Genomic DNA, 19,630 nt, shown 5'->3' with positions numbered 1-19,630 from the left:
ACGACTAAAGCGATCGCCAAAAATAGAAATAATTACTAGATAGCTATAACAAAGATTAAATAATTACCCTACTTGACTTCATCTGTTGCAAGTATGATTATATTTCTTAGTATTTTCCTCAGTTATTTGTCCCTTTTGATGGAGTCGAAAAGCAACAAGATCTTGCAATCTATAAAGTAAAACTTACTAGATATTTAAAATGCAAGATAAATTAAATTCTCCTAACCTACCTTCCAAACAAAAGTTTGCTGGCGTTTTTAGACTCTTGGGTCAAATTAGCTATTGGATTCATTTAATTTTGGGGGCGACATCAGCAATTATTTTGGGACTAATTGTATTTAGTCGCAGGTTAGGCGCACCTGATAACAATACCGCTATCAGTATTAGTATTATTTTTACGGTTGGTAGTTTAGTCGTATTAGGGATTAGAATTTTTTTAGCTTGGCGTTACAATCGTTTGGCAAAGAAATTACAAAGTGTTGTTCCTGAGGAACAACCAAACAGAACTGAAATAGTTAACGTATTGCGTATCGGATTAGCGGTTAGTTTATTGGGCTTAATATTAGCGTTCGTAGCTTCGGAGACTACGGTAGTTAGTATCATTGCTCAAGCGATCGCCCAACCTCAAAGTTCGCCAATATATGAACCTCAGCAGGCAATTGAAACAGCCGATCTGTTTTTGGATTTTGTCAATGTAACCATCTTAGGGGCACACGCTCTTGGAACAATCAATTCTTTGGGATTACTCAACTGGATTACAAAAGAATAAATAGAAAAGCACTTTGTATCCTGACAGAAATGGAGGTACGGTACTCTTTACTTCAACCGAACAGTAAGACAGATATCATCAAATGTTCAAGTATTTTTCATAATATTGTCACCATAAAGACACATCACCTGTCTAAATTAAAAATGTGAGTTGAAAGCCAAGCTTCAACAAAGCTCTTTCACCAACTTTCAAGCTAAAAAACAGTCACAGTTGACTTAGTTATGTCATGACCAAGTTATCTGTGACTTTTTTGAGCCAAAACTATTCAAACAACACCATATATATCGTTAATTTCAATCGTCAGCTATAGGTAAATATAAACAAATGACACAATCGAAAATCTGGAAAAAAGCAACTTCTTCTCTATCTTTGATTCTTCTAGGTAGCGGTATCGCTTTAGGTGGTAATTATTTAATTAACAGTCCTCAAAGCTTTGCTCAAAATTCTGACAATGACGCTCTTACTAATAAAAAAGAATTGGTAGAAGAAACAACTGAAATAGCAGTTAACTTGCCTCAAAACTATGTCAGCGAGGTGGTTAAGCAAGTAGGAGATTCAGTGGTGCGGATTGATGCTTCTCGTAAAGTATCTACTAACGCTCCTGCAATGTTTAATGACCCGTTTTTTCGTCAATTCTTCGGTTCTCAGATGCCCGATTTTCCCCAAGAACAAATTCAACGCGGCATGGGATCGGGTTTTGTAGTCAGTTCCGATGGTTTGATTATCACTAATGCTCACGTCGTCGAAGGAAGCGAAGAGGTGGAGATAACTCTCAAAGATGGACGTACCTTCAAAGGTGAAGTTATGGGTACAGATCCGATGACCGATGTGGGGGTAATCAAAATTGATGCCGAAAACTTACCTACGGTAAAAATTGCCGACTCCAATCAACTTCAGCCTGGAGAATATGCGATCGCGATCGGTAATCCGCTAGGATTAGACAATACCGTGACTACAGGCATCGTTAGTGCTACTGGTAGAAGCAGTGCCCAAGTCGGTGTAGGCGATAAAAGAGTCAACTTTATTCAAACCGATGCTGCCATCAATCCTGGTAATTCTGGAGGTCCTTTGCTCAATGCTAAAGGCGAAGTAATTGGAGTTAATACCGCTATCATTCAGGGCGCACAAGGATTGGGTTTTGCTATTCCTATAAATCAAGCCAGAGATGTTGCCGATCAGCTAGTGACAAAGGGTAAAGTCGACCATCCCTACTTAGGAATTCAAATGGTAGCAATTACCCCTGAGTTTCAAGAACAGCTTAAGGCCAGTGGCGAAAAGTCACAAATTACCGAGAAAGAGGGAGTGGTAATTATGGATGTAGTCGCTGATTCTCCTGCGGAGAAAGCTGGCTTGAAAATTGGCGATACAATCAAAAAAGTCGATGGTGAATCAGTATTGCAGCCTGATGAGATTCAAAAATTGGTGCAGAAAGCCAAGGTAGGAGATGAATTACCAATCCAACTAATACGAGATGGTCAAAAGGTAGATCTCGAAATTAAAGTTGGAATCTTACCTGCGCCTCAATCGACGCCAAGATAACCAAATATTCTAGTTATTTCCTCACCATATAAGCGGTAGACATTATACAAATTTACCGCTTTTTTTCTTATTAATGAATTTTATAAAGATCTACAGTTGAGTACCATTTTATATCATTTCAGTTTTTACTTAAGACAGATTATTTGTTGGGGCGAACCGCGGTTCGCCCTTACGAAATATTAGACCTCTTGCATGAATAGCAAGCTATTATTTTTTCCCTTTTACCTTTTCCCCTTTCCCTTTACCCGTCAATTTTTAATTGACAGAATACTAGATAGTGAGCCTCAAGAAGCAGATGGCTCAACAAATTCTACTTCTTCATAAACATCACTAATGTTGCCTGTAAAATCAATATTAGTTAGTTTAAATTGGCCATCTTCAAGTTCATAAAATTGTAACAGCCATAATCCTTCCTCTGTGCGCCGAAAACATTCGATTCTGGCTTTCTTAGTATTAATCAAGACGTATTCCTGTAAACTTGGCAAAGATTGATAATCGGCAAACTTATCACCACGGTCAAATGCTTCAGTAGAATCAGATAACACTTCAATGATTAAACGAGGAAACTGTTTATAAGTGCTATTTTCTCTGTCTTTTAGCTCACAAGTTACCATTACATCAGGGTAATAAAAACGATTTTTGGTTTCGATCCTGACTTTCATATCAGAAATAAATACTCTACATCCAGAACCTCTTAAATGGTTACGTAACATAACAGCTATATTCAATGCAATAGTCACATGAGTATCTGTCGCACCAGCCATGGCATAGATTTCACCATTAATATATTCGTGTTTAGAATCGCTAGCTGCTTCTAACTGAAGATATTCTTCTGGAGTTAAATAGGATTTGTCTGGAGAAGCAATCATGATTTTACCTAGATGCTCATTATCGATATTGTAATTGTATTTAAGCGATCGCTTTACCTAGAAAAAGATTCATCGAGGTATAGGTCTTGTTACCATAGAGGGTATGCAGCAAAGCCGAGCACTACATCCATCATCAAACCCTAAAAAACCGTCTAGCCAATTATCTTCAATACTCGATACATTATAAGAAAACGTATCTGCAATAACTGTATTATCAATCTTTTATGGTTTAATCTCTCTTATTTAGGGAGATCGAGTGAGACAATAAATTGTCCTGTAATAAATCTACATATAGAGAGGAGAACTTTTAGATGCTAGAAAAATATAGAAAACATGCTGCCGAAAGAGCCGCTTTAGGTATTCCACCTTTACCCTTAACTGCCCAACAAACCTCAGAATTATGTGAGCTGTTAAAAAATCCTCCCGAAGACGAGAAAGGAGAATTATTAAAATTACTTCGAGATAGAGTTCCTCCTGGTGTGGATGATGCAGCCTATGTCAAAGCAGGTTTCTTGACTGCTGTAGCTAAAGGTGAGATTACGTGTCCGATAATTTCGTCTCAAGGAGCAGTAGACTTATTAGGCACGATGATGGGCGGTTATAATGTCCAATCTTTAGTAGATTTGCTCAAATCTAACGATCCCAGTATTGCTTCGGAAGCAGCAGCAGCATTGAGTAAAACCCTATTAGTCTTTGATGCCTTCAATGACGTTTTAGAATTAGCTGATGTCAATCCCTATGCTAAACAGGTAATTGATTCTTGGGCAAATGCCGAATGGTTTATCAGCCGTCCCAAGTTGGCGAAAGCGATTACTGTTACGGTCTTTAAAGTACCTGGAGAAACCAACACCGATGACTTATCTCCCGCTCCCCATGCTACTACTCGTCCCGACATTCCCCTCCACGCTTTAGCAATGTTGGAGTCTAAAATGCCAGAAGGGCTAGAGACTATTGCTAAGTTGAAAGAAAAAGGACATCCCGTTGCTTATGTTGGGGACGTAGTGGGAACTGGTTCTTCTCGTAAATCTGCAATCAACTCCGTTTTATGGCATATTGGCGATGAAATTCCTTTTGTTCCCAATAAAAGAGCTGGTGGCTATATCTTAGGTAATAAAATTGCTCCTATATTCTTCAATACTGCTGAAGATTCAGGTGCATTACCAATTGAATGTGACGTTAGCCAGCTGGAAAGTGGTGATATTATCACCATACATCCCTACAAAGGTGAAATTACTAACGAGTCTGGTGAAGTTATCTCTAGCTTCAGTCTCAAACCAGATACTATCGCTGACGAAGTGCGTGCAGGGGGGCGTATTCCCTTATTAATTGGTCGAGCATTAACAGATAAAACTCGTGAAGCACTGGGGTTAGATGTCTCAGAAATCTTTACCCGTCCCTCCATGCCTGAAAATACTGGTAAAGGATTTACTTTAGCGCAAAAAATGGTGGGTAAAGCTTGCGGTTTACCTGGTGTTCGCCCTGGTACATCCTGCGAACCTATTATGACTACTGTTGGTTCTCAAGATACAACAGGACCGATGACACGGGACGAGTTAAAAGAATTAGCTTGTTTGGGGTTCAATGCTGATTTAACTTTGCAAACTTTTTGTCATACCGCAGCCTATCCTAAACCCGTAGATATTCAAACCCATAAAGATCTCCCAGACTTCTTCTCTACCCGTGGTGGAGTAGCATTACGCCCTGGAGACGGTATTATTCACTCTTGGATGAATAGAATGTTGTTGCCTGACACCGTTGGGACTGGTGGTGATTCTCATACCCGTTTCCCCTTAGGTATTTCATTTCCCGCTGGTTCGGGGTTGGTGGCTTTTGCCTCTGCTTTGGGTGTAATGCCTTTAGATATGCCTGAATCTGTTTTAGTCCGCTTTACAGGAGAATTACAGCCTGGAGTAACTCTCAGAGACATTGTTAACGCTATTCCTTGGGTAGCTATCCAAGAAGGAAAACTCACCGTTGCCAAAGCCAATAAGAAAAACGTCTTTAACGGACGGGTGATGGAAATGGAAGGTTTACCCGACCTCAAAGTTGAACAAGCGTTTGAACTGACTGATGCAACTGCCGAACGTTCTTGTTCTGGAAGTACCATCAAGCTAAGTGAAGAAACAGTAGCTGAATATTTACGCTCTAATGTTGCTTTGTTGAAAAACATGGTTGCCCGTGGTTATCAAGATGCCCGTACTATTATGCGTCGCGTCGCCAAAATGGAACAGTGGTTAGCTAACCCAGAATTAATGTCCGCCGATGAAGATGCTGAATATGCAGACATCATTGAAGTTAATCTTAATGAAATCAAAGAGCCTATAGTTGCAGCACCTAACGATCCTGATAACGTTAAATTAATGTCTGAATGTGCAGGAGACAAAGTAGATGAAGTATTTATTGGTTCTTGCATGACAAATATTGGTCACTATCGTGCTGCGGCAAAAATTCTCGAAGGTGCAGGAGTAGTTAAAGGACGTTTATGGATCTGTCCTCCCACTCGCATGGATGAAAAACAATTGCGTGAAGAAGGAGTCTATGGCATATTTGCTGCTGCTGGTGCACGTACTGAAATGCCTGGCTGTTCACTCTGCATGGGTAATCAAGCCCGTGTCGAAGATAACGCCACTGTGTTCTCTACTTCTACCCGTAACTTCAACAATCGTATGGGTAAAGGCGCGCAAGTATATCTTGGTTCAGCAGAATTGGCTGCTGTATGTGCTTTGTTGGGTAAAATACCGACTGTCGAGGAATATATGGCAGTTGTGAAAGAGAAAATTGCTCCCTTTGAAGGAGATTTATACCGTTATCTCAACTTTGACCAAATTGAGAATTTTGAAGATGAAGGGCGAGTAATTCCTTTGTCAGAAATGCCTAAGATTGAAGATATCTTGGGGATGCCTGTTTAACAATCCTCTTACCTCCCTCTTCTGCTACTAGGAGAGGGGGCTTATACTAAATCCTGTTGGTGTAGGTTACTTAAATAAACGAAGTAATGAGTAATGAGTAACAAGTAAGTACCTAGACAAAATTAATTGTATATTCCGTACCAAAGTTTTTGAGAATATTTTCGACAGCATCTACTAAAGCAGAATAACTTTCATAAGCATCACTTTCTAACCACTTATACTTAATAAAACGCCAGAGAATTTCTATGATATTCAAATGAGGGGAATAAGTTGGTAGAAAGAAAATCTCTAGTCCTTTTTCTGACCACTCTGCTTCCTTATTCCAGAGAAAGTTATTTTGATGGATTGAAGCATTATCCATGATTAGAATGGTCTTTTTGGTGATTTTTTCACAAAATTGGTCTATACAGGCTACAATGACGTCACTATTAATACTGCATTTAAAAGTGTATACTTCTAGTTCATTTTGTCTGCTTAAAAAGCCTAAGACATTTAATCTTTTACTTTGTTGACTAGGGACTTCGATTTTTTGTTTTCTTTCTTGCCAGGCATAAGGGCAGGGCTATTTCATTCTAAAAATTTCCAAAATGCGCTCAAGACCATACTTACATTTTCGTTCTGCTTGAGCCATATTAGAAAATCCAGCATCTCGATATAAATTTAGGGCTAAATTTCTCGCGATCGCCATGATTTGAGGTAATGGAGTGGTACGAATTCTCGATTTATCTTCACCTTGAGTTACATCTCTTACATAGTGAACTTTGTTCTCAACTCCCCAATAACCACGAATTCTTTGGTAAAACTGAAATGCTGTTTCTTTTAAGTCAGAAATATAATATCTGTTATTAAATTCTATTTTAGATTTCGTTTTACGTTCAGATTCAACCTTAATAATTGTTTTGACTGCTAACCAATCCGTCAGATGAAGACTGATTCGAGCGATACTTACTCTTCGTTTTTCAATCCGTCCATGTCCTGAATTGATCTGTTCAAACTGTCTTCTGGGATAAAATGCCATTGAATAGTTGGAAAAAGCTGAGGCTGATTACCTTTGACTGCTGCTAAGTAATGATTCCCACTCTTGACAATTGTTTTTACTGTTTTTTTGGGTGTTCATGGCATCAAATGCCACTACGACACCTTTTAGTGCTAAAGCTTCGATTAACTGCGGTACCGCCTTAATTTCGTTACTCTTATTCTCGACTTCCTGCGGTCTTAAAATTAATCCTCTTTCGACCAAGTAAGCACTAACCAACGTTATCGCTTGATGTGGCTCACAGTTAGGATTGTCTTCCGATAACAAGTATGAGCCTCTCAAGACTTTGCCATCGACAGCTAAAGTTTCCCCTTCTCTGGGAGTAATCTCCAAAAAACGAGCTAATCTAGATGAATACTCTTCATAATCTAGACCCAGCAAGGCTCTTCTAATGGTACTGTAGGATGGCAACCGCTCTACGCCAAACAGTTCCTTTAACTGTCTGCTATAAGACGAGAGCCAATCTCCTATCGCCAGAAACCCTTGATTTCCCGCAGCCACCGCCAAGGTAAACAAAGCTAAACACAATTTTAGTGAATGTCTTCTTCCTTGTTTTCTTCTACAGTCTGGCATTCCCTCAAAGACATCTAGAAGTGCGATTTGATTCATTTATTCAATTCGATTCTAACTTAACATGGTTATCCTACCATTTAGAATGAAATAGCCCTGGCACAAGTATAAGCAATTGCTATCAGTAAAATTAAAGATAATAAACGCTTATCGTTCCCTTGACATTGCTCTAAATTATACCCCCCAGATTTACAATCTTTGAACATTGCCTCGATTCCCATTCGCTTTTTGTAAGCTTTAATTGCTTGCTTTAAATTAGACAAATTATTAATTAAATACCAGCCCTCATTCTTCTTTTTTCCTTTAGTACTTTTATGCCAATATAAAGCAATATTTACTGGGAGCATCCCATTTTGGCAAATAGACTAAGCAGTAATTTGCCCGTTAAGATAAGCACAGCGTAATCGCAGCATTGGGCTAACAGAATTAGAATTCCATTGCGCTCCTGAAATTTTCAAACGGCGATCGAGTTGTTTAATAGCCGATTCAACCGCACCAGAGCCAATTGAAATATGATGCTCAGTTGGCAGCGACTCATAATTAACCAGACGATGGCGATGTTTTTCGACATAAGCTAGAAATTTTGGCGCTCGTTTAGGGCATTCTTGTTTCAATAAAGTGATCGCTTGCTCGATTTTTCCTTGCCATAAAAATGTTTCTACCTGTCTCAAACGTTTCAGTGAACCGCCAACCTTAAATAAGTTTTCCTTGAGATGAAACCAATCCAAAATTTCATGTCGTTGTGGTGTGCTAGCAATTTGACTAAAAAGATTCCATACTCCCGAATGACCATCTCCCAAACAGATTAGAGGATTTGTTAGTACTTGGGAATTAATCCATGCGGTTAACTCTTCCTTTCTTCGGAACGTTGCTCCGTAATAGACTGCTGATAAACGTGCTGCTTGATAATCCCGCCACTCACATTTGTCTCCACGGTTTGGAGTTCTCAATCTCACTTTGCCTCCATCAAGGCATACCTCGTTGATAGCTATTGGGCTATCAGGAAAATCTAAATGCTCTTTTTCTGTATAGACATGTCTCTGTAAGGTGCTATGTCCTACTTTTATCCCTGTCAGTAGAAACAAGTCTTGCTCTGCTTGAGAAAATGATTCATTAGCACTCAAACATAGACAACATTTTTGAAGCAAAGGACTAATACGGGTTCTTGCTTCTACACCTAGCTTTTCTAATTGTCGACGACGTAAACGTAATTTTCCGACCGAGCTTTTGATTATTCGCTCTTTTCCAATGTTTGTTTGAGTTTTTTGTTCGATAAAAAAAATGCCATCTTGGGTCCGACTGATTCCAAGAGATGTTCTCTAACTGATTTCTCTATATCCTCCAAGGTCTGGCATTTGTCTAATGGAGTATTACGATACAAAATCTCTGATAGTTCTTGGACACACTCTTGAACACGTACTTTCTCTGATGGAGTCATTAACCTTCCTTATAACTCAAGTCTTCTTTCAGTTTGACCTTCATTGTTCTTATTTCTCTACTTCTTCTGTTTTTCTTCCGAAATGGGATGCTCCCTATTTACTCGACTCATTCCTGGTTGTTTGGTAAATTTAACTTGCTTATAATAACTAGAGTTTCCTGGAGCTAATCCTAAAGACTTTAATTGTTGATAATCCTTTCCTTTTTCTTGGATGTATTTATTGTTTTTAGTTCTCAATACATACTTGCAATTTCGCTTAGAGAGCCAGTCTGCTAGATTAATATTGCCAAATTCTCTATCTCCAATTATGACTACTTGATATCCTTTTAATAATCTCAATGTGGATTTGAGTAACCTTTTTTGCTCGGCAATATTACTATTTCCTTTTTTATTTAGTAAGATCCAATGTAAAGGTATACCTCTTTTATTTTTGATTAGGCTGACTACAAATAAATTTCGCTCCTTCCATCTAGTTCTATCAATTGCTACATAGCAAATTCTCTTGTTAGTTTGGTTGATTTTTAACCATTTTTTGATGATGGGAAACCAAATACATTTAGGTGTTAACTTTGGTAACATCAAAAATCTTTGTAGATGACGACGACGGCTTTGATATTTGAGCGGAATCGGTAGGAGCGAAGCCAGTTTTTCAATCTGAATTGTTCTATAGTTTTGTAATAGTAGTACGACTATTCTTAGGGTTGCATATTGCCTTGGGGTCAATAACTTCTCCATACATTTGTGATAGAATCCTGGCAACATTTTTGTTTAGGGGTAATTCTCAATAATTTTTACCCCTTTTTTCTACCATCACACCGCTACATTTAACTGCTCGTCTTCCTTTTAACTCCTCTGTCACCCCGTGAGGTTCCCTGTAAAATAGTCCGTGTCTGTTGCAGCCCGTATTTATCGATTATCTGAGCCTCGGTTTGAGTACCTAAAATAGGACAACCTAAAAATCTACGGCTTTCACTCAGTAGTCGATGTAGACTGGGAAGTTGATTCAATGCACCCAATTCATCGATAATAATTGCCGTCTTTCTAGATCGATTTATATTGGATAGTAAACCTTTAAGCATCAATTCAAAAATCAAGCTATGGAGAGGTCTAAGCAATTCAGACTCGTCTTCTCTTAAGGTAACAAAGATCCAACTAGGACTATCGCTCCCACCCCATTCATAAAAACTAAGAGCTTTATTCTGAGGCTGAGTTGGGCAAGCGTAGAACTGACAGTAGTTAGAAGCAGTAGACAGTACAGAAGTTGCTGCTCTTTCTTCTCCCAAATATCTAGCAGCCAAAGTTCCTGAGATAAATGAGCTTAAAGTTTTGGTATCACTTTTTAATAACTCCCATAGTTCCTGATTGCTTTTAGTCTGGTGAAATAACTCTGCCATTACCGCTCTCCCTGCATTAGAGAAAAAAGGTTCTTTTTCAGACTCTTGTGGAATCAAAGCTGCTGCCATAGTTTCAGGTCTAGCTGCTTCATGAACATGACTACAGTGAGAGATTTACCAGAACCCGCAGCATAAATGCAGTGGTTAGCAGTTTTCCCTTGGCTGCTGTGAACTGTATCAACGTAGCGATAGTCAGAATAAAGAAGAGCATCAGGATTAACCGTCTGAGTTTTTCCTTTGGTTTGTATTTTTATTTGCCCACGCTCGTCAAAGCCCAAGACAGTAAACTGCTGCCCATTGATTTGCTTTTTTTGATGGTGACACTTTTTACTTTTAAAAACTACTATTTAAAAACTAGTTTACATATCTTATTATTAATATTTTAAAATATCCAAAAACACCTTATCTATATTTATTTAAAAAATAACGATAATTTATTTTATTCTTACCAAGGGTGCATCAGGTGTGGGATTTTAGCCAGTATAAAACCAGTCTTTTTAAACATAATCTGTCACACTGAAAGTGAATTTTTTTTAATTCGAGCTATTGTTTAATTGATAAAATATCTGACTGAATAATATCAGAGTTATTGCTACAAACAGAAAATGAATCAGTCTGAACTAAGTCCAATAGAAAAAGCGATCGCGAAAAGGATAGATAAGACCAAAGATAAGGCATCAAAACCAGGATATTTAAGAACGCTAGTTGCTAAGTTGCATTGAAGAATTGAAGCAGCCTTAGCTAGAGGATGTGAATATGATGACTTGGCGGAATCAATTACAGAATCAGGAGTCAAGATTAGTACAGCTACCCTAAAGCAATATCACACTGAGTATCGTCGCTCCTTAAATCAAGAAGCAGAAGAAATACCTAATACTGTTAATTCGATATTGCCTCCAAAACTGCCAGAAGAAATAAAGCAAGAAGTTCGTAATGAAACTGATAAACCAGATAGAAAGCGCTCGGCAGTAGATAAGTTATTTGCGAGTAAGTAATTAACCAAATATGAAAGTTCAAACTAAACCAGGACAATCAACATCTGAAATAATTCCCACCCGTCCAGGTATTCAAATCTCTAACTGTAAGAAAGGTGGTGTGGGGAAGACATTGCTATCTAAATTAAAGGCTGCATATTGCTTAGAATCAGAGTTAGATTTCTATGCTGTGGATGCTGATAGACAGGAAAGTTTTTTGAAAGCTCATCCTGAATTTGCCCTACCAACTCGCTTTAGTGAATTGGATAAGAATTTGAAGATACCAGACCGCATTTTGGACTTGGCTTTAGAGAAATTGGTCTTGGTAGACTTGCCAGGGAATGTGGAAGAAGCGTTTAATCATTGGCTGACAGCAAGCGATATTTTAGAAGCATCAAAAGATTTAGATGTTGAGATTCAGAATTGGTATGTTTTGGATGATTCAACTGAATGCTATGAGGGTTTTTTCAGAACGCTAGAATTTGTTGAGAATAATGCCAAACATATATTAGTCAGGAATTTAGGTCGATGTGAAGACTGGGATAGTTTTGACCAGTTTATTACGCCCAAGTTGATAGCTGAATATAAGCTGAAAGTAATTGATCTACCTAAGTTGAGATTAGATACTGCCACAACGGTTTATAAGAATGCTCTAAGTTTTACTGAAGCCAGAAGACATTCGGAGTTTAGTACAGCTCAATTGGCTGGATTACGTGGATATATGCGACGAGTCTACAAGGTATTTGATGATGCTGGTTTCAATATTGAAAGTTTGAGGTTGGATTAGTGACTTATTTGAAGAAGCCAACTTTATCTCAGCAGCAGAATGAACTTCAGCAATTGATCGATGATCGACTCAAGAATGAAGAGTCAAAAGTTCGCGAGCGAGTATATCAATGGCTGAATAACAATCGGTATTTTGTTGATAATGAGTTGTTTGATTTCTATTTCTGTGTGGCACAGAATATTGCTGCTGTTGAGGTGTTGGGTGGTTCTGGGGAGAAGATAGTCAAGGCAAAAACCGAGTTGGAAGAATCGGTAGAAGCTTATACAACCCAGATAGTTGATACTTCCAACTGGATTAATGAGCAGTTAAAAGATCAACTACAAAATATTCAGAAGAATCAACAGAATTTAGATACCAAACTGATTGAAGTTTTGTCAGGATTAGCCAGAGAACATCAGAATCTTCAAACTATCTCAACTGGTTTGGTCAACTCTACTTCGGTTTTGTTAACCAAGCAGAAACAATTAGTGATTCAGACCGAAACAGCCAGAAGATATGCCCATCAAACCGTTATGATTGCTTGGATTATTCCAGTTATAACATTGCTAGGGTGCATAGGTGTATTGCTCCTGTTCAATAAATAATCAAACCAAAACTCCGTCCAATGTCGCTGCGCTTAATTTAGACGGAGTATACGAATAGTTGAAACTAAAAATAAGTATTTATCGTTGAGACAGGTTAATTTCTCTTAACTTATTTGCACGCTTCATCACAAAAATACCTAATCTAGGTGATAATCAAATAGTCTTGTACCCAAAAAATACAAAAACGCCCTGCTCTGTGGAAAGAAAAGGCGCTTTTGCATTTACACAAGTTCAAGACAGACCATATTTGGTACTGATGTCTTAATATGGGATGAACAAAAAAACTTTTGCACTCCCATTTATATCATATCAATCTCTTAGCCGACAGTACAAACAATCAGGATAGAAATAAGATTTCTTAAAAACTGATATTTTACCTCGTTTGCCCTTAAATACCCTGAAAGTAAACCACTGTAATTGTTTAACGCAAATCTATCGGCTTATAAATTCGAGAGATAAACCTTAGAGTTTTACCAAAAAAATTAAATTATGTGTCTGTCCTGAGCTTGTTCCTTAAACCATTATTAAGTAGCAAAGCTAATGACTAATATAATTCAATCTCTCAGCGTTCAGCCAAAATTCAACGGTAAAGTTAATCGTCTCTACAAAAAACACGTTGAAGAGCTACTTATTAGACGAGCATTAAATCCAGACTGGGTTAAAGCTAACTGTCGTTCTGTAAATATTGCAGAAGCTACAGAGGTACTAAGACATTTAATCTTTTACTTTGTTGACTAGGGACTTCGATTTTTTGTTTTCTTTCTTGCCAGGCATAAGGGATATATGGAATTAAACAAAAACCACTTTCATCTACGTATCTAATTTCAATTTCTCCTGTTGACTCTTGTTCTTTTAATTTGTCTAATTCCTTGACTTTTCGGTCGTAAAATTCAGGGATAGGATTTCCTCCTACCCTTCTTTTGATTCTAGACCAACCCATATAAGCTGATTTGATTATTCTTTTTATAGTCTTTTTACTTACGGTGTTTCCCCATTCTCTTAAAATTTTTGATTGGACTTTTTCCAGATTTTTGGGCGTGTCTTTTACCCAATTTTTTATTTGTTGCTGTTGCTCAACAGTAAATAGCTTTTTTCTTCCCCGACCAGGACTATTATAAAGTCCCGAAAATTTAGATGATTCCCAAGCATTAAACCAATTGTAAATTGTATTGCGACTTACTTGAAATATTTCCCTTAATTCTGAGATTTTATAGCCTTGATAACTTAATTTAATACAATGGGCTCTCTGTCTTACTTGATAATATTTACTCTGCTGGTAAATTCTCTTTAAAAGTTTTAATGTATCTTTGTTTAAACCCTTAATATATCTCATCTTAATCTGGTTTCTTTTATTTAGGCGATCGCCGAGCACTTTGGGTTCTCCCGAACTTTCAGCGATTGCCTCAACTTCTCCTATAATGACCCCTTAATTTAACCTGAAAATAGTCACTTAAAACTTTATCTTAAAATATACAATTAATTCTGTCTTACTACTTATTGCGTTTATTTAAACAAAAAAAATTAAGAGATATAGATATAGTAGCTACCTCTCCCGAAAATAATTGTTTTGTAATTGAGTTAAAAAGCCATTTTGGAAACGTGAAATGGAATTCTAAATTTAAACAGCTTCGCCGCCAATTAGGAAAAAATCCTAAATATGCTCCTTTTAGAAAGAATCTTATTAATCAAGTAAAGACGCAGGCTGATAAATTAAAAAAACACCGTAATTTAACACAGATGCCAGACAAAATTTTATTGTTTTCGCAGGCTAGGATTAAACTTGATCGAGCTAGAGGTAAGCGTTTAAAAAGTAAGGTTATAATTTCTTATCCTTCGCAATTAGTAAATGATTTAAAAGGGCGTAACCAAGAGCTAATTGAGAAAAAAAATGCTAGGAATGCGAATAGTCGCAGACCATGAATTAATAATTAGCACTGTGTTGATCTAGGCTTATGAACTTTAGCTTGTTGAACAAAACTTTCGTGTAAATTTTCAATCACTTTGGTAAATACAAACCACTGCTGTCACTGGGACGGGCGTGGGCGTAACGAGTAAGGGTATGGAGAGATTGATGACCCAAAGTTTGTTGAACTAGTTGGGGTGGCGCACCGCGATCGAGACTGTGACTGGCATGAGAATGACGCAGCCAATGGGGAGAAACGCTACCATTTAGTCCTGCTTCTGCTGCGGTATCGTTAACAATTTTTCTAATCTGTCTGGCTTGAAGGGGTTTATGACCTTTGCGGGAGGCAAAAACTGCTGCTTCTGGGTCTTTACTAGTCCTGGTGCTAAATAAATCGCGATAGAGGGTTTCAGGCAGTAATACGGTTCGGGTTTTACCTCCTTTGCCAAACAGAGTCACCTGACCCAAACCATTGCGATTAGATTTTAGATCTCTCCAAGTTAATCTAGTGCAGCTAGGCGGAAATAATCCACCAGTTAATCATGATCTTTAAAACCCTCAAACTTCCACACAAACGGCTTGGCAAAATGCCAATTAAAGTAATCAATAAAATTCAGAATCTTTTGCTCCAGGTCTTCAGTCGAACAGAAACTACTTCTTTTGAGCAAACGCCTGACTAAAATAGAAAACCAACACTCAATTTGGTTCAGCCCTAATGTATGTTTCGGAATATATACAAAGCGAATCCGATGTGATTCATCTGATAAAAAAGCCTCACGGCTGGTCATGGATTTTAAAATTCCTTCTTTCCCTTTAACTCCTAAATCCGTAGTAATTCCACAGTTTGATGCTACTAAATTAACTAAACTTTCTGATTTATGAGTATTGAGTTGATCCACGATAAAAATCCATGACCCTTTTTCATCAGTCTGAATTGTTTTCTGGATATGTTCATAAAAATCTTGTTCAGTTCGAGTTGCACCGATAGAGGGAGTAAGTACTTTTCCTCTGGCTACATCCCAGTTAGCAATTAAGCTTAAGGTTCCGTGGCGTTCATACTCAAATTCGATTTTCTCTACTTGTTTAGGCTTGCCTGGTTTGGCTGGAAATAATCTTTCAAGAGCTTGAATACCTGTCATTTCATCGGTACTAACCAAATGAATACCTTGTTCTAATAACTTTAAGGCATTTTGATGCAGTTGACAGATATATTTGACTTGCTTTTTAAATTTTAGGGGGTCATCAATTTTGGGATTTAACCAGTAACGATGGAGATCTGGTTTTAGTGTGGCTTCTTGTTAAAAAACGTCCCGCACTTCGAGGGGAAATCTTTGACACTATTCCTCTTTTAACTGCTTCTGCTGCTAACTCTCTGGCTGTCCAATGACTTACTGGTCTTTCTGATTCTTCGGGAGATTCACAGGCTAGTGCCACTATTTGAACGACTTGTTCTACGCTAGAACTCTTGCAAAAATATTTTGTGATCTGATAAGGGGTTATTTTTGTTTGAATTTTTGTTGATTGAAATAGTAAGAATCGAGCTATTTTTTTCGATTAACTATTATTGGGCGATCGCTATATTAAAAATTGACAGCAAAATCTATTTCAGTAATTAATTGATTACTGAAAAAATTGGAATAGTTTAATTTTAAAACCGCGATTATTAGGCTAATTCATGATTATAAATACCAGCAATTAAATTCGCTCTTAAGCCAAACCTGCGATGCCGATTTCTATATCGATACGACAAAATTTTAAAGATTTTTAAACGACGATTAATATGCTCAACAGCAATTCTTAATCGATTTAATTGACGATTATATTTTTTCTGTTCCTTGGTTAATTTTCCGCCTCGGGGTTTTTTGATAGGGGTTTCACTATTCCCATGAATTTTAGTGATTCCTTGATATCCTTTATCCCCTATAACTTTAAGCAATTGATGAAATCTTACCTGACTACTTTTAAATAATCTAAAATCATGAGTTCTCCCTTTTTCATGATCTAGACATATTATCTTTCCTGTTTTTTCTCCAAAGACTACTTGGGTTTTTAAAGTATGCTCTCCTTGTTTTCCACGCATTAAATCTTTTTTGATGTTTTTTGGGTCTTTCAATTGGACTTTCCATGACATCCATTAAAATTAATTTTTCATTAAGAGCATTTTTCAATAACTTTTTCTTCCCTGGTAAACTGAATTTTCGAGATTGAATTAAAATATTTTCAACTTTTTTGACTATACGACATACTGTAGATTCGGCTAGTTTCCAATCTTTTGATATATGAAAGTAGGTTCGATATTCTCTCCAGTATTGAAGTGTTACTAAAACCCGATCTTCAATAATTAATTTGGCTCGACGCCCTGGTTTTTTCTTCTGTTTTTCTTCTGCTTTTACCAAGCGTACCATTAACCGAAAAGTTTGTCGTTTAACTCCAGTAAGCCGCTTAAATTCTCTTGACGGAAGTTTAATAGCTTGCCAATATTTCATGTTTGATTAATAAAAAAGTAAAACTTCTTAGCATACCACAAAATATTTTTGCAAGAGTTCTAACGATTTATAAGTTTGATGCCCCCTGTTGGTGCAGAGGGTTTTTAATTAGGTTCAATCTTACCGTTGTGGGGAGACAGAATGATAGGGGTTAAATCGCTGATAATGAACCTTCACGGTGATTCATGCTTCTGTTCGGGGTATTTTCTGCAATTACAGGAATAAGGAAAATCGTATTTACAGAAATACTTTTTTAAGATTAGGTAAATATTCATTTTGAGGCTTACGAGAAGCATAGGCTAAGGCTGCTTTCAAGTCATCCATTTCTAAGTCTGGCATCTCCTCTTTCTGTAATTACAGAAATATGCCTGATGGTTTACTTACAGTTTTTTAGATATTTACAGAGCCTAACGGTTCGAGTAAATCCACAAACAAAAAAGCTTATTCTAAACTTGTCCCAAGTGGAAACATTCAAAAATGTTAATCTACTTGAATATGAGGCTTATAAAAAATGCGGGTTATTAGCCGAAGAAAATTGAGAGAGTTTTGGTCAAAACATGGCGATGCTCAAACTAGCCTATTACTGTGGTATCAGCGCACTACTGATGCCAAATGGCAAAACTTGGCTGATGTGCGACGAGTCTTTCCCTCTGCCGACCCAGTAGGCAATTTGACCGTTTTCAACATAGGAGGCAATAAATATAGACTCATTACTTTTATCGATTATGAGTCTCAAATAGTTTTTACTCGCAATGTTCTTACTCACGCAGATTACGACAAGGAGAAATGGAAAAATGACGACTGGTTTAAAAACTCCTAGTAGCTACTATCTTCAATTAATTAATACTTTTCCACCGCGTCCTATAAATAATGAAGCTGAACTGTTGGCAACTCAAGACCAAATTGATGCGATTATTGATCGGCAAAATATTACTCAAGACGATAAGGACTACCTGGAGGTATTGGGTACTCTAGTCTATGACTACGAGCAAAAACACGAACCAATACCAGTTCTTGAGGGAATCGAACTACTTAAAGCTTTGATGAGTGAAGAAAATTTGCAACCGTGCGATCTTATTTCTATTTTTGAAGATGAATCTACCATCGCCGAAGTTTTAGAGAAAAAACAAGAAATGACCGCCAAACAAATACAAAAACTTGGCGACTTTTTTCAGATCTCTCCCATCAGGTTTTTAACTTCAGAATAGATAATAATGCAATACAAAATAGCTAAACTGATGAATGATGAAGCTTTTTTCTCGTCCAAGTGGCTACTCCCGTGCCAAAAAAGCTGCCATAAACTTTTCTAATTATCTCCTTGACGTAGTTGACAAAATTCCTCTACGAGTTCGTCTTCTGTGATTCCCTATACCAGCGATTGCTAAACCCTAAAACCTCCTCTCCACAGGGCATAATATCAATCAATAATTCCTCATATTTCCATCTGCACATGGGAGCATCTAGTTCGCTACATTCAGATAATCCTACTTCCCGCAAAGCAGTCGTCAATTGATAATATTCAGTGCGAGAAAAAATCTCTACTACGCAATCGACATCTTTTGTCGGGCGTAATTCATCTCTAATAATCTCGTCCACATAAAGGACAATCGTTCCACCTCCCGTAAAAACAAATCGTTCGGGAACGCGAGCTAAAATTCGGGCTACTTTTTCCAAATTCTCGATTTGCGGATTAGTCATAGAGCCTCTTTTTCAATTCTGCCGCAGCCAATTCCCGTTCTCTAACTTTTCCCACCCTCAAACCATCTACCAAGCACAGCATTTCATATAGCTGAGGATCTTCTGATACCGCTTCAGGCACGGAACGATATAGAGGTTTAATTTCTTGACCCTTAACCTTTCCCGAACAAAAAGCCCAAACATAAATATCGCGATCGCTTGTCACCAGCAAATCCTTTAACGGTTCGGCTGAATGAGCCGTGGGTATTCCTCGCACTAAAGCTCCTGGTTGAGTGGGAAAGACATACTTCAAACCATGAATTAAAAACTCTTCTAAAGCGGGTTTTAAAACCCTTCTTCTTTTGTCGCTATATAGACCACTTGTAGAACATCGTTTCAAAGCAGCATGAACCTCCGAAGAACTCATCTTCAAACTTTTTGCCAGTTCGCTATAAGTCCACTCATTCTTTAAGCCATAAACTTTGAGTAGAACTAAAATATCTTGGGGTTTGAGCATTCTGAAATTAATTTCACATTACTACTTCTATTCTATATTCGCGAATAGCAAATAAACCAGTTTTGTAGTTAGCGGGAACAATATTTAATTGTGGCATCACAAAAGAAAGCTGAAAGCGCGATCGCTTCTGGAAATACTGAAATAAAGAAAATCGTATTTACAGAAATACTCTTTTAAA

The 19,630-nt window shown here is 37.5% G+C and carries 21 protein-coding genes and 4 pseudogenes; 10 read left to right on the top strand and 15 right to left on the bottom strand.

The features are described 5' to 3' along the window. Positions 1 to 199 precede the first annotated feature (199 nt). Positions 200 to 769 (top strand): DUF3611 family protein, encoded by a 570-nt coding sequence (locus PLEUR7319_RS0112575; protein WP_019505580.1) that lies wholly within the window; start codon positions 200 to 202, stop codon positions 767 to 769. Between the two features lie 324 nt (positions 770 to 1,093). Then, positions 1,094 to 2,308: an HhoA/HhoB/HtrA family serine endopeptidase gene (locus tag PLEUR7319_RS0112570; protein WP_019505579.1), complete on the top strand. Its 1,215-nt coding sequence runs from the start codon at positions 1,094 to 1,096 to the stop codon at positions 2,306 to 2,308. 284 nt (positions 2,309 to 2,592) lie between these two features. Here PLEUR7319_RS0112570 and PLEUR7319_RS0112565 read toward each other — a convergent pair whose 3' ends face one another. Then, positions 2,593 to 3,177, bottom strand: coding sequence for a Uma2 family endonuclease (locus PLEUR7319_RS0112565; RefSeq protein ID WP_019505578.1), 585 nt, complete (start codon positions 3,175 to 3,177; stop codon positions 2,593 to 2,595). A 311-nt stretch (positions 3,178 to 3,488) separates the two neighbouring features. On the opposite strand from PLEUR7319_RS0112565, the gene acnB reads away from it, so the two are divergent. Beyond that, the gene (acnB, locus tag PLEUR7319_RS0112560; protein ID WP_019505577.1) at positions 3,489 to 6,086 is read left to right on the top strand and encodes a bifunctional aconitate hydratase 2/2-methylisocitrate dehydratase; all 2,598 of its coding nucleotides are present in this window, start codon (positions 3,489 to 3,491) and stop codon (positions 6,084 to 6,086) included. 112 nt (positions 6,087 to 6,198) lie between these two features. Here acnB and PLEUR7319_RS35165 read toward each other — a convergent pair. From PLEUR7319_RS35165 to PLEUR7319_RS0112515, 7 genes and pseudogenes are all read right to left on the bottom strand, one after another. Beyond that, a pseudogene (locus tag PLEUR7319_RS35165) lies at positions 6,199 to 6,630 on the bottom strand (IS630 family transposase); the annotation flags it as partial. A gap of 18 nt (positions 6,631 to 6,648) precedes the next feature. Beyond that, positions 6,649 to 7,731: pseudogene (locus PLEUR7319_RS42635) on the bottom strand (ISAs1 family transposase). Between the two features lie 41 nt (positions 7,732 to 7,772). Continuing rightward, complete coding sequence (locus tag PLEUR7319_RS0112540) at positions 7,773 to 8,039, bottom strand: transposase (protein WP_019505573.1); 267 nt, start codon at positions 8,037 to 8,039, stop codon at positions 7,773 to 7,775. A gap of 18 nt (positions 8,040 to 8,057) precedes the next feature. Next, positions 8,058 to 9,130 (bottom strand): ISKra4 family transposase gene (locus tag PLEUR7319_RS0112535; RefSeq protein ID WP_144054296.1). Its coding sequence is split into 2 segments (ribosomal slippage): positions 8,058 to 8,974 and positions 8,974 to 9,130, totalling 1,074 coding nucleotides; the frame shifts between segments, so codons are not numbered across the junction. A 57-nt stretch (positions 9,131 to 9,187) separates the two neighbouring features. Continuing rightward, positions 9,188 to 9,892: a transposase gene (locus tag PLEUR7319_RS35155; RefSeq protein WP_144054295.1), complete on the bottom strand. Its 705-nt coding sequence runs from the start codon at positions 9,890 to 9,892 to the stop codon at positions 9,188 to 9,190. 62 nt (positions 9,893 to 9,954) lie between these two features. After that, complete coding sequence (locus PLEUR7319_RS0112520) at positions 9,955 to 10,593, bottom strand: type IV secretion system DNA-binding domain-containing protein (protein ID WP_019505569.1); 639 nt, start codon at positions 10,591 to 10,593, stop codon at positions 9,955 to 9,957. Then, positions 10,578 to 10,802 carry a hypothetical protein gene (locus PLEUR7319_RS0112515; RefSeq protein ID WP_019505568.1) on the bottom strand — a complete coding sequence of 75 codons (225 nt, stop codon included), beginning with the start codon at positions 10,800 to 10,802 and terminating at the stop codon, positions 10,578 to 10,580. The genes PLEUR7319_RS0112520 and PLEUR7319_RS0112515 overlap by 16 nt, the downstream gene beginning before the upstream one ends. Positions 10,803 to 11,288: 486 nt before the next feature. Between PLEUR7319_RS0112515 and PLEUR7319_RS42630 the strand changes: the two genes are divergently transcribed. The 4 genes from PLEUR7319_RS42630 (at position 11,289) to PLEUR7319_RS40680 (ending at position 13,607) form a co-directional block, all read left to right on the top strand. Beyond that, on the top strand, positions 11,289 to 11,519 hold the full coding sequence (locus tag PLEUR7319_RS42630) for a hypothetical protein (protein ID WP_019505566.1): 231 nt from the start codon (positions 11,289 to 11,291) through the stop codon (positions 11,517 to 11,519). Positions 11,520 to 11,529: 10 nt separating this feature from the next. Further along, positions 11,530 to 12,285, top strand: coding sequence for a hypothetical protein (locus PLEUR7319_RS0112500; RefSeq protein ID WP_019505565.1), 756 nt, complete (start codon positions 11,530 to 11,532; stop codon positions 12,283 to 12,285). Beyond that, positions 12,285 to 12,869, top strand: a complete 585-nt coding sequence (locus PLEUR7319_RS0112495; RefSeq protein ID WP_019505564.1) for a hypothetical protein — start codon at positions 12,285 to 12,287, stop codon at positions 12,867 to 12,869. The genes PLEUR7319_RS0112500 and PLEUR7319_RS0112495 overlap by 1 nt, the downstream gene beginning before the upstream one ends. A 540-nt stretch (positions 12,870 to 13,409) precedes the next feature. Then, on the top strand, positions 13,410 to 13,607 hold the full coding sequence (locus tag PLEUR7319_RS40680; RefSeq protein ID WP_026102474.1) for a hypothetical protein: 198 nt from the start codon (positions 13,410 to 13,412) through the stop codon (positions 13,605 to 13,607). On the opposite strand, the gene PLEUR7319_RS35150 is transcribed toward PLEUR7319_RS40680, so the two are convergent. Further along, positions 13,564 to 14,202, bottom strand: coding sequence for an IS630 family transposase (locus PLEUR7319_RS35150; protein WP_019505563.1), 639 nt, complete (start codon positions 14,200 to 14,202; stop codon positions 13,564 to 13,566). The genes PLEUR7319_RS40680 and PLEUR7319_RS35150 overlap by 44 nt on opposite strands. 164 nt (positions 14,203 to 14,366) lie before the next feature. Here PLEUR7319_RS35150 and PLEUR7319_RS0112480 point away from each other — a divergent pair, with 164 nt between their 5' ends. Then, the gene (locus tag PLEUR7319_RS0112480) at positions 14,367 to 14,789 is read left to right on the top strand and encodes a nuclease-related domain-containing protein (protein WP_019505562.1); all 423 of its coding nucleotides are present in this window, start codon (positions 14,367 to 14,369) and stop codon (positions 14,787 to 14,789) included. Positions 14,790 to 14,865: 76 nt separating this feature from the next. Here the strand turns inward: PLEUR7319_RS0112480 and PLEUR7319_RS35145 are convergent. The 4 genes and pseudogenes from PLEUR7319_RS35145 to PLEUR7319_RS35135 all read right to left on the bottom strand — a co-directional run. Continuing rightward, a pseudogene (locus tag PLEUR7319_RS35145) lies at positions 14,866 to 15,270 on the bottom strand (tyrosine-type recombinase/integrase); the annotation flags it as partial. Positions 15,271 to 15,308: 38 nt separating this feature from the next. Further along, the gene (locus PLEUR7319_RS0112470; protein ID WP_019504247.1) at positions 15,309 to 15,911 is read right to left on the bottom strand and encodes a transposase; all 603 of its coding nucleotides are present in this window, start codon (positions 15,909 to 15,911) and stop codon (positions 15,309 to 15,311) included. Positions 15,912 to 16,014: 103 nt separating this feature from the next. After that, positions 16,015 to 16,239 (bottom strand): annotated as a pseudogene (locus PLEUR7319_RS35140) (helix-turn-helix domain-containing protein); the annotation flags it as partial. 196 nt (positions 16,240 to 16,435) lie between these two features. After that, positions 16,436 to 17,258 (bottom strand): IS5 family transposase gene (locus tag PLEUR7319_RS35135; RefSeq protein WP_144054247.1). Its coding sequence is split into 2 segments (ribosomal slippage): positions 16,436 to 16,846 and positions 16,848 to 17,258, totalling 822 coding nucleotides; the frame shifts between segments, so codons are not numbered across the junction. 511 nt (positions 17,259 to 17,769) lie between these two features. Here PLEUR7319_RS35135 and PLEUR7319_RS0112450 point away from each other — a divergent pair. After that, positions 17,770 to 18,078, top strand: a complete 309-nt coding sequence (locus tag PLEUR7319_RS0112450; RefSeq protein WP_019505558.1) for a type II toxin-antitoxin system HigB family toxin — start codon at positions 17,770 to 17,772, stop codon at positions 18,076 to 18,078. Further along, positions 18,053 to 18,466: a type II toxin-antitoxin system HigA family antitoxin gene (locus PLEUR7319_RS0112445; protein ID WP_019505557.1), complete on the top strand. Its 414-nt coding sequence runs from the start codon at positions 18,053 to 18,055 to the stop codon at positions 18,464 to 18,466. The genes PLEUR7319_RS0112450 and PLEUR7319_RS0112445 overlap by 26 nt, the downstream gene beginning before the upstream one ends. Before the next feature lie 133 nt (positions 18,467 to 18,599). Here the strand turns inward: PLEUR7319_RS0112445 and PLEUR7319_RS35130 are convergent, their stop codons facing one another. Both PLEUR7319_RS35130 and PLEUR7319_RS0112435 read right to left on the bottom strand, forming a co-directional pair. Beyond that, positions 18,600 to 18,956, bottom strand: coding sequence for a nucleotidyl transferase AbiEii/AbiGii toxin family protein (locus PLEUR7319_RS35130; RefSeq protein WP_019505556.1), 357 nt, complete (start codon positions 18,954 to 18,956; stop codon positions 18,600 to 18,602). Next, positions 18,949 to 19,452 carry a hypothetical protein gene (locus PLEUR7319_RS0112435; RefSeq protein ID WP_019505555.1) on the bottom strand — a complete coding sequence of 168 codons (504 nt, stop codon included), beginning with the start codon at positions 19,450 to 19,452 and terminating at the stop codon, positions 18,949 to 18,951. Before PLEUR7319_RS0112435 ends, PLEUR7319_RS35130 begins: the two co-directional genes overlap by 8 nt. Positions 19,453 to 19,630 lie beyond the last annotated feature (178 nt).

Source organism: Pleurocapsa sp. PCC 7319 (genome assembly GCF_000332195.1).
Classification (GTDB): domain Bacteria; phylum Cyanobacteriota; class Cyanobacteriia; order Cyanobacteriales; family Xenococcaceae; genus Waterburya.
The sequence above is the reverse complement of the archived record's forward strand: the minus strand, read 5'-3'. Positions and strand labels throughout refer to the sequence as shown.